Genomic DNA, 12,784 nt, shown 5'->3' on the forward strand with positions numbered 1-12,784 from the left:
AAAAGATGCGTCTTATACAATGTGCCTAACTTATAAAGAAAGGTTTTGTATATGACTTATCATTTTCGACAACTAGAAGATATATTTAAAGCTTTTCAATATAGCCAAAATACATTGGAGAAAGAACAGTTATTCGCAAATATAATGAATGTGATACGTCCTAAACTTATGATGAAGTTTAGAATGCTAGGTATAGATCATCAAGAACTGGAAGATTTAATTCAAGATACCTCGTTAAAGATATATTTAGCTTTACACACATTTAATTTTAATACGAATGTTCCATTCGAACATTATTTAAATCGTTTAGTTTATTCTGTAAAAAAAGATTTTTGGAGAAAACGTTATGCGTTTAATCAACGTCAACAATTGTTAATCAATGAATGTGTAGTAGAATATCGTTTGAATCAAATGATAAAAAGGACGGAAGAACTATATTTAACTAGATTAAGTAAAGAAGACTTGATAGATAGTTTTAAGAAGTTAAGTATGTTTGAAAGAGAAGTTGCAAATTTACTTCTACTTGATTATTCCCCATCAGAAATAGCGAAAAGACTAAATGTAAAAGATAAAGTAGTTTACAATAGTATTCAACGTTGTAAAATAAAAATGAAACAATATTTATTAAAATACAAATGTTAAGTATTTTAGTACGAGTTTGACAGTTTATTATAAGTTTATGTATAGTATACTGGTATTAATATGAGCAAAGGTGAATTGATGTGAGAAAAGTACCTTTAGTTTGTGAAATGTGTGGTAGCAGAAATTATAATGTACCTAAAAAAGAAACATCAGCTAAGAGATTACAACTGAAGAAATATTGTTCCAGATGTAATGAACACACGATGCATAAAGAATCAAAGTAATGAGTTTATAAGTATATACTTTGAAGAGCATGGAGGTAAGGTTATGGCTAAAGATAAAGACGCAAGTAAGAATAAAGAAAGTTTCTTCCAAGGCGTTAAAAGCGAAATGGAAAAAACAAGTTGGCCTACGAAAGAAGAACTTTTTAAATATACTGTCATTGTAGTAGCTACAGTAATTTTCTTTATGGTCTTTTTCTGGGTATTAGACGTAGGTATTGGTAATTTAATTGAATTATTTAGATAAGAGTAAGGAGTGACAACATGTCTGAAGAAGTTGGGACTAAGCGTTGGTACGCAGTGCATACGTATTCTGGATATGAAAATAAAGTTAAAAAGAATTTAGAAAAAAGAGTAGAATCAATGAATATGACAGAGCAAATTTTTAGAGTTGTCATACCTGAAGAGGAAGAAACACAAGTTAAAGATGGGAAAGCAAAAAAACAAGTTAAAAAGACATTTCCTGGGTATGTTTTAGTAGAACTTATTATGACAGATGAATCATGGTATGTTGTACGTAATACACCAGGTGTCACAGGATTTGTTGGTTCAGCAGGTGCAGGTTCAAAACCTAATCCATTACTTCCTGAAGAAATGAGATTTATCTTAAAACAAATGGGACTTAAAGAAAAAACAATTGATGTAGAATTAGATGTAGGTGAACAAGTCCGCATCAAATCAGGACCATTTGCAAATCAAGTTGGTGAAGTTCAAGAAATCGAAGCAGATAAATTTAAATTAACTGTATTAGTCGATATGTTTGGTAGAGAAACACCAGTTGAAGTAGAATTCGATCAAATAGAAAAATTATAATCATTTTAAATTATAAAGTATGATTTGCTTAAAAAGATGAAATTTTACTATTGATTTTTAATTAAGTTTAATGTTAAAATAATGTGGTCGCGTTTTTAGAACGCTCATTTCGTCACGAAATGTTTATGAGTGGGAGGGCAAAACTGAGCCCTGTGACCACATCACGATATCAAGGAGGTGCACATCGTGGCTAAAAAAGTAGAAAAAGTAGTTAAATTACAAATTCCTGCAGGTAAAGCGAACCCAGCACCACCAGTTGGTCCAGCATTAGGTCAAGCAGGTGTGAACATCATGGGATTCTGTAAAGAATTCAATGCACGTACACAAGAACAAGCAGGTTTAATCATTCCGGTAGAAATCAGTGTATATGAAGATCGTTCATTTACATTCATTACTAAAACTCCACCGGCTCCAGTACTACTTAAAAAAGCAGCTGGCGTTGAAAAAGGTTCTGGTGAACCAAACAAAACTAAAGTTGCTACAGTAACTAAAGATCAAGTACGTGAAATTGCTCAAACAAAAATGCAAGACTTAAACGCTGCAGACGAAGAAGCAGCTATGCGTATTATCGAAGGTACTGCACGTAGTATGGGTATCACTGTACAATAATTATTAAATGAAAATTAGTTTGAATTTGAAATAAACTGATAGACGATAGCAGGTAACAGAAACGACAACATATATTGTCTATGATTAGTCTTTAGTAAATTAATATTTATTATTGACATCATCTGTTATCTGCTCTTAACTTGTGTAAATCACACAAGTAAGCGTGGGAGGAAATTCCGCTAAAACCACTAAAGGAGGAACAATAAATGGCTAAAAAAGGTAAAAAGTATCAAGAAGCAGCTAATAAAGTTGACCGTACTAAATACTATAGTGTTGAAGAAGCAATTAAATTAGCTAAAGAAACTAGTATCGCTAACTTTGATGCATCAGTTGAAGTAGCATTCCGTTTAGGTATTGATACACGTAAAAATGACCAACAAATCCGTGGTGCAGTAGTGCTACCAAACGGTACTGGTAAATCACAACGTGTATTAGTTTTCGCTAAAGGTGATAAAATTACAGAAGCAGAAGAAGCAGGCGCAGATTACGTAGGTGAATCTGAATATGCTCAAAAAATCCAACAAGGTTGGTTCGACTTTGACGTAGTAGTAGCTACACCTGACATGATGGGTGAAGTTGGTAAATTAGGTCGTGTATTAGGACCTAAAGGTTTAATGCCAAACCCTAAAACTGGTACAGTAACTATGGACGTTAAAAAAGCTGTAGAAGAAATTAAAGCTGGTAAAGTTGAATATCGTGCTGAAAAAGCAGGTATCGTACATGCTACGATTGGTAAAGTATCTTTCGACGAAGAAAAATTAGTTGAAAACTTTAATGCTTTACAAGATGTTTTAGCTAAAGCTAAACCAGCATCTGCTAAAGGTACTTACTTCAAATCTGTTGCTGTAACTACAACAATGGGTCCTGGAGTTAAAGTAGATACTTCAGCATTTAAACTTTAATTTTAAATATATTAATAGATTATAGACTGGTAGATAATAATTGCTTATTTTGAAAAAGATAAGATACATTTTCTTCCAGTCTTTTTTCAAAAAAACAATTGACATATTACAATAAACAAGTTATATTATTTATTGTGATTATTTTACCTAAGACAGTAGGAGTTAATTTTTAACTTAAAACAATATCCTACCGAGGCTAAAATTGACTTGAACGTGATGATTATTATAATGATCTTTCAAGCACTTTTTGCCGTGGGTAGAAAGTGCTTTTTTTATTAAAAAAGCACCAAAAATAAAAATGGAGGTGTCTGAATGTCTGCTATTATTGAAGCTAAAAAACAACAAGTTGACGTTATCGCTGAACAACTTAAAAATTCAGTTTCAACTGTTATTGTGGACTACCGTGGTTTAACTGTTGCGGAAGTAACTGATTTACGTGCTCAATTACGTGAAGCTGGTGTTGAGTATAAAGTATACAAAAACACATTAGTTCGTCGTGCAGCTGAAAAAGCAGGTATCGAAGGCTTAGATGAATTCTTAACTGGTCCTACAGCTATCGCTACAACTACTGATGATGTAGTTGCTCCAGCGAAAGTGATCTCAGGATTTGCTAAAGAACATGAAGCTTTAGAAATTAAAACAGGCGTTATGGAAGGTAACGTTATCTCAGCAGAAGAAGTTAAAACTGTTGGTTCATTACCTTCACACGATGGTCTTGTATCTATGCTTTTATCAGTATTACAAGCTCCAGTACGCAACTTCGCTTATGCGGTTAAAGCTGTTGGAGAACAAAAAGAAGAAAGCGCTGAATAATTGCGCATAAAATTTTAAAATAAATGGAGGAATAATAAAATGGCTAATCAAGAACAAATCATTGAAGCAATTAAAGAAATGTCAGTATTAGAATTAAACGATTTAGTAAAAGCAATTGAAGAAGAATTTGGTGTAACAGCAGCAGCTCCTGTAGCAGCAGCTGGTGCAGCTGCTGGCGGAGACGCTGGCGCAGAAAAAACTGAATTTGACGTTGAATTAACTTCAGCTGGATCTTCAAAAATCAAAGTTGTTAAAGCAGTTAAAGAAGCAACTGGCTTAGGCTTAAAAGACGCTAAAGAATTAGTAGACAACGCTCCTAAAGTAATCAAAGAAGCTGTTGCTAAAGAAGATGCTGAAAAACTTAAAGAACAATTAGAAGAAGTTGGAGCTACTGTAGAATTAAAATAATTCTAGTATCTTAACTTAATATATAAGTAAATCATTTTAACTTAGTCACTTTAGAATGAAAGCGTTAATGATTACTTGCATTCTTTGAGAAATTAAAACCCCGTTATTGTTGATAACGGGGTTTTAATTCATTTTCTAATCAAATAGATGAACAAATAAAGAGGTGAAATCATGAGTCACTACTATGATGAAAATCCTGAAGTACAAAGTGATGAAAAAACAATTCAATACTTTTATCATAAATCTCAGTTAAAACTAACGACAGATGCGGGCGTTTTTTCAAAAGGAAAAGTAGATTTTGGGTCTGATTTATTAGTACGAACGTTTTTAAATGAACATCCACCAGGTCCAAGTAAACGTATCATTGATGTTGGCTGTGGTTATGGTCCTATTGGTTTAATGATTGCTAAAGTGTCACCACACCATCAAATGACTATGGTGGATGTGAATCATCGAGCTTTACATTTAGCTGAAAAGAACAAAAAGCAAAATCAAATTGATAATGTCATCATTACAGAAAGTGATGGTCTGTCACAAGTTGAGAATGAATACTTTGACTTTGTATTAACAAATCCACCAATTAGAGCTGGGAAAAATGTTGTTCATCGAATCTTTGAAGAAGCATATCAAAAGCTAAAAAATCAAGGTGAACTCTATGTTGTCATTCAGAAAAAGCAAGGTATGCCTTCTGCTAAAAAGAAAATGGAAGAAATATTTAATAATGTAGAAACTGTGAACAAAAGTAAAGGGTACTATATATTGAAGAGCCAAAAAGGTTGATTTCAAAATGGTATTCTGATATAGTTATAAAATGTAAAAATTTATGTTCAACAAGTGTGTACTTTTACGCAAATTGAGCACGATAAACAAGAATAAGAGAAGAATCGAAAATGGTGTCATCAATTGTGTTGCCGTTTTCTTTTTGTCTTGTTATGTGAAATTTTGTGTATAAGTTCAACACAATATTTGAGGGGTGAATCTGTTTGGCAGGTCAAGTTGTCCAATATGGAAGACATCGTAAACGTAGAAATTATGCGAGAATTTCAGAAGTATTAGAATTACCTAACTTAATAGAAATTCAAACTAAATCTTATGACTGGTTCTTAAAAGAAGGTTTATTAGAAATGTTCCGTGATATTTCACCAATTGAAGATTTCACTGGAAACCTATCTTTAGAATTTGTGGATTATAGATTAGGTGAACCAAAATATGATTTAGAAGAATCAAAAAACCGTGACGCTACTTATCCTGCACCTCTTCGTGTTAAAGTACGTCTCATTATCAAAGAAACTGGTGAAGTTAAAGAACAAGAAGTTTTCATGGGTGACTTCCCATTGATGACGGATACTGGTACGTTCGTAATTAATGGTGCAGAACGTGTTATCGTTTCACAATTAGTACGTTCACCATCAGTATATTTTAATGAAAAAATAGATAAAAATGGACGTGAAAATTACGACGCAACGATTATTCCAAACCGTGGCGCGTGGTTAGAATATGAAACAGATGCTAAAGACATCGTTTACGTTCGAATTGATAGAACACGTAAATTACCTTTAACAGTATTATTACGTGCTTTAGGATTCTCTAGTGATCAAGAAATTATCGATTTATTAGGAGATAGTGAATACTTACGTAATACGCTTGAAAAAGATAGTACTGAAAATACTGAACAAGCTTTATTAGAAATCTATGAACGTTTACGTCCTGGTGAACCACCAACAGTTGAAAACGCAAAAAGCTTATTATATTCACGTTTCTTCGACCCTAAACGCTATGATTTAGCAAGTGTTGGTCGCTATAAAACAAATAAAAAGTTACACCTAAAACATCGTTTATTTAACCAAAAATTAGCTGAACCAATCGTTGACAGCGAAACAGGTGAAATTGTTGCTGAAGAAGGAACAGTTTTAGATCGTCGTAAATTAGACGAAATTATGAATGTTTTAGAGTCAAATGCAAACAGTGAAGTGTTCGAGTTAGAAGGTAGCGTTATTGATGAACCTGTAGAAATTCAATCAATTAAAGTGTATGTTCCAAATGATGAAGAAGAACGCACTACAACAGTGATTGGTAATGCATTACCTGATTCAGAAGTGAAATGTATTACACCAGCAGATATTATTGCCTCAATGAGTTATTTCTTTAACTTATTGAATGGTATTGGTTATACAGATGATATTGACCATTTAGGTAATCGTCGTTTACGTTCAGTAGGTGAACTGTTACAAAACCAATTCCGAATTGGTTTATCTAGAATGGAACGTGTCGTTCGCGAAAGAATGTCTATTCAAGATACTGATTCAATTACACCACAACAATTAATTAATATTAGACCTGTAATTGCTTCAATTAAAGAATTCTTTGGTAGTTCTCAATTGTCTCAATTCATGGACCAAGCTAACCCATTAGCAGAGTTAACACATAAACGTCGTCTTTCTGCTTTAGGACCTGGTGGTTTAACACGTGAACGTGCACAAATGGAAGTTCGTGACGTACACTATTCTCACTATGGTCGTATGTGTCCAATTGAGACACCAGAGGGACCAAACATTGGTTTAATTAACTCATTATCTAGTTATGCACGTGTAAATGAATTTGGTTTTATCGAAACACCATATCGTAAAGTAGATATTGATACAAATTCAATTACTGATCAAATTGATTATTTAACTGCTGATGAAGAAGATAGCTATGTAGTTGCACAAGCCAATTCTCGTTTAGATGAAAATGGTCGTTTCCTAGATGATGAAGTGGTATGTCGTTTCCGTGGTAACAATACTGTTATGGCAAAAGAAAAAATGGACTACATGGATGTATCACCTAAACAAGTAGTATCAGCAGCGACAGCTTGTATCCCATTCCTTGAAAACGATGACTCTAACCGTGCGTTAATGGGTGCGAACATGCAACGTCAAGCAGTACCATTGATGAATCCTGAAGCTCCATTTGTGGGTACAGGTATGGAACATGTGGCAGCTCGTGACTCTGGTGCAGCAATTACTGCAAAACATAGAGGTCGTGTTGAACATGTTGAGTCTAATGAAATCCTAGTTCGTCGTTTAGTTGAGGAAAATGGAACTGAACATGAAGGCGAATTAGACCGTTACCCATTAGCTAAATTTAAACGTTCAAACTCTGGTACTTGTTATAACCAACGTCCAATCGTTTCTGTAGGTGACGTTGTAGAATACAATGAAATTTTAGCTGATGGTCCTTCAATGGAATTAGGAGAAATGGCATTAGGTCGTAACGTCGTTGTAGGTTTCATGACTTGGGACGGATATAACTATGAGGATGCCGTTATCATGAGTGAACGATTAGTTAAAGACGATGTATATACTTCAATTCATATTGAAGAATACGAATCTGAAGCACGTGATACTAAATTAGGACCTGAAGAAATTACACGTGATATTCCTAACGTTTCTGAAAATGCACTTAAAAACTTAGACGATCGTGGGATTATATACGTCGGTGCAGAAGTTAAAGATGGAGATATCTTAGTTGGTAAAGTAACGCCAAAAGGTGTCACAGAATTAACTGCAGAAGAACGATTATTACACGCCATCTTTGGTGAAAAAGCAAGAGAAGTTCGCGATACTTCATTACGTGTGCCACATGGTGCAGGTGGTATCGTTCTAGACGTTAAAGTATTTAATCGTGAAGAAGGCGATGATACTTTATCACCAGGTGTGAACCAACTTGTTCGTGTATATATCGTTCAAAAACGTAAAATCCATGTTGGGGACAAAATGTGTGGTCGTCATGGTAACAAAGGGGTTATCTCTAAGATTGTTCCTGAAGAAGATATGCCTTACTTACCAGATGGACGTCCAATCGATATCATGTTAAACCCACTAGGGGTACCATCACGTATGAACATTGGACAAGTTTTAGAGTTACATTTAGGTATGGCTGCTAAAAACTTAGGTATTCATGTTGCTTCTCCAGTATTCGATGGTGCAAACGACGATGATGTATGGTCTACAATCGAAGAGGCTGGTATGGCACGTGATGGTAAAACAGTATTATATGATGGACGTACTGGTGAACCATTCGATAATCGTATTTCTGTTGGAGTAATGTATATGCTTAAACTTGCTCACATGGTTGACGATAAATTGCATGCGCGTTCAACTGGACCTTACTCACTTGTTACACAACAACCACTTGGTGGTAAAGCACAATTCGGTGGACAACGTTTCGGTGAGATGGAGGTATGGGCACTTGAAGCTTATGGTGCAGCATACACATTACAAGAAATCTTAACTTATAAATCTGACGATACTGTAGGTCGTGTTAAAACATACGAATCTATCGTTAAAGGTGAAAACATTTCAAGACCAAGTGTTCCTGAATCATTCCGAGTATTGATGAAAGAATTACAAAGTTTAGGTTTAGATGTAAAAGTTATGGATGAACATGATAATGAAATCGAAATGGCCGATGTTGATGATGAAGATGCAACTGAGCGCAAAGTAGATTTACAACAAAAAGATGTTCCAGAAACTCAAAAAGAAACTAACGAATAATAAAATTATAAATTTAAGATGAATAAACATGAGTTGCGTAATTTTAATCTCATCAAGATTTAGATTGCGCACTGATGTGCATCTTATGTATGTGATGTCAGTTTCAGTAAATGTAAATCAATCAAATAGCACAGCTAATCTAAATTGAAGGAGGTAGGCTCCTTGATTGATGTAAATAATTTCCATTATATGAAAATCGGTTTAGCCTCACCTGAAAAAATCCGTTCTTGGTCATATGGTGAAGTGAAAAAACCAGAAACAATTAACTATCGTACTTTGAAACCTGAGAAAGATGGTCTTTTCTGTGAAAGAATTTTTGGACCTACAAAAGACTGGGAGTGTAGTTGTGGTAAGTACAAACGTGTACGCTACAAAGGCATGGTTTGTGACCGTTGTGGTGTAGAAGTCACAAAATCTAAAGTTCGTCGTGAAAGAATGGGTCATATTGAATTAGCAGCACCTGTTTCTCACATTTGGTACTTTAAAGGTATCCCAAGTCGTATGGGTCTTTTATTAGATATGTCTCCAAGATCATTAGAAGAAGTTATTTATTTTGCTTCTTATGTGGTTGTAGATCCAGGTCCAACTGGATTAGAGAAAAAATCATTATTATCTGAAGCTGAATTCAGAGAATATTATGATAAATACCCAGGTCAATTTGTAGCAAAAATGGGTGCAGAAGGTATTAAAGACCTATTAGAAGAAATTGACTTAGATGAAGAATTAAAAGCATTACGTGATGAATTAGAATCAGCAACTGGACAAAGATTAACACGTGCAATTAAACGTTTAGAAGTTGTGGAATCATTTAGAAATTCTGGAAATAATCCTTCATGGATGATTTTAGATGTACTACCAATTATTCCACCAGAAATTCGTCCTATGGTTCAATTAGATGGTGGACGTTTTGCAACAAGTGATTTAAATGATTTATATCGTCGTGTTATTAACCGTAATAATCGTTTGAAACGTTTATTAGATCTTGGTGCTCCTGGTATCATCGTTCAAAACGAAAAACGTATGTTACAAGAAGCAGTAGATGCACTAATCGATAATGGTCGTCGTGGTCGTCCAGTAACTGGTCCAGGTAATAGACCATTGAAATCTTTATCACATATGTTAAAAGGTAAACAAGGTCGTTTCCGTCAAAACTTACTTGGTAAACGTGTTGACTACTCAGGTCGTTCAGTTATCGCGGTAGGACCAAACTTAAAAATGTATCAATGTGGTCTTCCAAAAGAAATGGCACTTGAATTATTTAAACCTTTCGTCATGAAAGAATTAGTTCAACGTGAAATCGCAACAAACATTAAAAATGCGAAAAGTAAAATTGAACGCATGGATGATGAAGTATGGGATGTATTAGAAGATGTCATTAAAGAACACCCAGTATTACTTAACCGTGCGCCAACGCTTCACAGATTAGGTATTCAAGCTTTCGAACCTACTTTAGTAGAAGGGCGTGCAATCCGTTTACATCCACTTGTAACAACAGCTTATAACGCTGACTTTGATGGTGACCAAATGGCGGTACACGTACCATTATCTAAAGAAGCACAAGCTGAAGCACGTATGTTAATGTTAGCGGCACAAAATATCTTGAACCCTAAAGATGGTAAACCAGTTGTTACACCATCACAAGATATGGTATTAGGTAACTATTACTTAACTTTAGAACGTAAAGATGCTGTAAATACTGGTATAATCTTTAATGATACAAATGAAGTACTTAAAGCATATGCAAATGGTTATGTTCATCTACACACTCGTATAGGTTTACATGCGCGTTCACTTAATAACCCTACATTTACAGAAGAACAAAATAATAAAATTTTAGCTACTTCTGTAGGTAAAGTGATCTTTAATGAAATCATTCCAGATTCATTTGCATATATTAATGAGCCTACTCAAGAAAACTTAGAAGATAAAACACCTGATAAATATTTTGTTGATCCAACACAATTAGGTGAAGGTGGTCTTAAAGCTTACTTCGAAGAGCAAGAACTTACTGCACCTTTCAACAAAAAATTCTTAGGTAATATTATTGCTGAAGTATTTAATAGATTTAGCATCACAGATACATCAATGATGCTTGACCGCATGAAAGACTTAGGATTCAAGTTCTCATCTAAAGCTGGTATTACAGTTGGTGTATCTGATATCGTAGTACTTCCAGATAAACAACAAATTTTAGATGAACACGAAAAATTAGTAGAACGTGTATCTAAACAATTTAATCGTGGTTTAATCACTGAAGATGAACGTTACAATGCAGTTGTTGAAATTTGGACAGATGCTAAAGATCAAATTCAAGGCGAATTAATGCAATCACTTGAAAAAACAAACCCAATCTTTATGATGAGTGACTCAGGTGCCCGTGGTAACGCATCTAACTTCACACAATTAGCTGGTATGCGTGGATTAATGGCTGCGCCATCAGGTAAAATTATTGAGTTACCAATTACTTCATCATTCCGTGAAGGTTTAACAGTATTAGAATACTTCATCTCAACTCATGGTGCGCGTAAAGGTCTTGCCGATACAGCACTTAAAACAGCCGATTCAGGTTATCTTACTCGTCGTCTTGTTGATGTTGCACAAGATGTTATCGTTCGTGAAGAAGATTGTGGTACGGACCGTGGTTTATTAGTTTCTGATATTAAAGAAGGTACAGAAATGATTGAACCATTTATCGAACGTATTGAAGGCCGTTATTCTAAAGAAACAATTCGTCATCCTGAAACGGATGAAATCATTATTCGTCCTGATGAATTAATCACACCTGAAATTGCTAAGAAAATTACAGATGCAGGTATTGAAAAAATGTATATCCGTTCAGCATTTACATGTAATACTCGTCATGGTGTATGTGAAAAATGTTACGGTAAAAACCTTGCTACAGGTGAAAAAGTTGAAGTAGGTGAAGCAGTTGGTACTATTGCCGCTCAATCAATTGGTGAGCCTGGTACCCAACTTACAATGCGTACCTTCCATACAGGTGGGGTAGCAGGAAGCGATATCACTCAAGGTCTTCCTCGTATCCAAGAGATCTTTGAAGCACGTAACCCTAAAGGTCAAGCGGTAATTACTGAAATCGAAGGTGTCGTTGAAGATATTAAATTAGCAAAAGATCGCCAACAAGAAATTGTAATTAAAGGCGCTAATGAAACACGATCTTATCTTGCTTCAGGTACTTCAAGAATTAAAGTAGAAATTGGCCAATCAGTAGAACGTGGAGAAGTATTAACTGAAGGTTCTATTGAACCTAAGAACTTCTTAGCTGTTGCTGGTTTAAACGCGACTGAAAGCTACTTACTTAAAGAAGTACAAAAAGTTTATCGTATGCAAGGTGTAGAAATTGATGATAAACACGTTGAAGTAATGGTTAGACAAATGTTACGTAAAGTAAGAATTATTGAAGCTGGTGACACTAAACTTCTACCAGGTTCATTAGTAGATATTCATAACTTTACTGATGCAAATAGAGAAGCGTTTAAAGAACGTAAACGCCCAGCTACTGCAAAACCAGTATTACTTGGTATTACTAAAGCATCTCTTGAAACAGAAAGCTTCTTATCTGCGGCTTCATTCCAAGAAACTACTCGTGTACTTACTGATGCTGCTATTAAAGGTAAACGCGATGACTTACTTGGACTTAAAGAGAATGTTATTATCGGTAAACTTATCCCAGCTGGTACAGGTATGAGACGTTATAGTGACGTTAAATACGATAAAGTGGGTACTCCAGTTGCTGAAGCTGACGAAGCAGAAGTGACTGAGTAATTAATGTGAAAGTAACTTGGAACTTTAATTTGTTCCAAGTTCTTTTCTTTTAATATTT

General features: G+C 34.7%; 11 protein-coding genes and 1 other annotated feature. All 11 genes read left to right on the forward strand.

Annotation, left to right across the window (positions count from 1 at the left end; translation table 11 throughout):
* The first annotated feature begins 51 nt into the window (after window positions 1–51).
* The 11 genes from HMPREF3131_RS01515 (at window position 52) to rpoC (ending at window position 12,726) form a co-directional block, all read left to right on the forward strand.
* A complete protein-coding gene (locus HMPREF3131_RS01515) occupies window positions 52–642 on the forward strand; it encodes a sigma-70 family RNA polymerase sigma factor (RefSeq protein WP_017175312.1) in 591 nt (196 codons plus the stop codon).
* A gap of 80 nt (window positions 643–722) precedes the next feature.
* A complete protein-coding gene (rpmG, locus tag HMPREF3131_RS10910; RefSeq protein WP_049336738.1) occupies window positions 723–866 on the forward strand; it encodes a 50S ribosomal protein L33 in 144 nt (47 codons plus the stop codon).
* A gap of 43 nt (window positions 867–909) precedes the next feature.
* A complete protein-coding gene (gene secE / locus HMPREF3131_RS01520; protein ID WP_017175313.1) occupies window positions 910–1,110 on the forward strand; it encodes a preprotein translocase subunit SecE in 201 nt (66 codons plus the stop codon).
* Between the two features lie 17 nt (window positions 1,111–1,127).
* Window positions 1,128–1,676 (forward strand): transcription termination/antitermination protein NusG, encoded by a 549-nt coding sequence (nusG, locus tag HMPREF3131_RS01525; RefSeq protein WP_017175314.1) that lies wholly within the window; start codon window positions 1,128–1,130, stop codon window positions 1,674–1,676.
* Between the two features lie 186 nt (window positions 1,677–1,862).
* Window positions 1,863–2,285: a 50S ribosomal protein L11 gene (gene rplK, locus HMPREF3131_RS01530; RefSeq protein WP_001832298.1), complete on the forward strand. Its 423-nt coding sequence runs from the start codon at window positions 1,863–1,865 to the stop codon at window positions 2,283–2,285.
* Window positions 2,286–2,491: 206 nt separating this feature from the next.
* Window positions 2,492–3,187 (forward strand): 50S ribosomal protein L1, encoded by a 696-nt coding sequence (gene rplA, locus HMPREF3131_RS01535; protein WP_017175315.1) that lies wholly within the window; start codon window positions 2,492–2,494, stop codon window positions 3,185–3,187.
* Window positions 3,188–3,315: 128 nt separating this feature from the next.
* Window positions 3,316–3,469: a sequence feature (ribosomal protein L10 leader region), on the forward strand.
* A 30-nt stretch (window positions 3,470–3,499) separates the two neighbouring features.
* Window positions 3,500–4,000, forward strand: coding sequence for a 50S ribosomal protein L10 (gene rplJ / locus HMPREF3131_RS01540; protein ID WP_002449049.1), 501 nt, complete (start codon window positions 3,500–3,502; stop codon window positions 3,998–4,000).
* A 39-nt stretch (window positions 4,001–4,039) separates the two neighbouring features.
* Complete coding sequence (gene rplL / locus HMPREF3131_RS01545) at window positions 4,040–4,408, forward strand: 50S ribosomal protein L7/L12 (RefSeq protein WP_049415686.1); 369 nt, start codon at window positions 4,040–4,042, stop codon at window positions 4,406–4,408.
* A gap of 171 nt (window positions 4,409–4,579) precedes the next feature.
* Window positions 4,580–5,188, forward strand: coding sequence for a class I SAM-dependent methyltransferase (locus HMPREF3131_RS01550; RefSeq protein ID WP_017175316.1), 609 nt, complete (start codon window positions 4,580–4,582; stop codon window positions 5,186–5,188).
* A gap of 203 nt (window positions 5,189–5,391) precedes the next feature.
* On the forward strand, window positions 5,392–8,943 hold the full coding sequence (gene rpoB, locus HMPREF3131_RS01555) for a DNA-directed RNA polymerase subunit beta (protein ID WP_070436377.1): 3,552 nt from the start codon (window positions 5,392–5,394) through the stop codon (window positions 8,941–8,943).
* 189 nt (window positions 8,944–9,132) lie between these two features.
* Complete coding sequence (gene rpoC / locus HMPREF3131_RS01560) at window positions 9,133–12,726, forward strand: DNA-directed RNA polymerase subunit beta' (protein WP_161795359.1); 3,594 nt, start codon at window positions 9,133–9,135, stop codon at window positions 12,724–12,726.
* Window positions 12,727–12,784 lie beyond the last annotated feature (58 nt).

Source organism: Staphylococcus sp. HMSC14C01 (assembly GCF_001808085.1).
GTDB lineage: Bacteria > Bacillota > Bacilli > Staphylococcales > Staphylococcaceae > Staphylococcus > Staphylococcus hominis.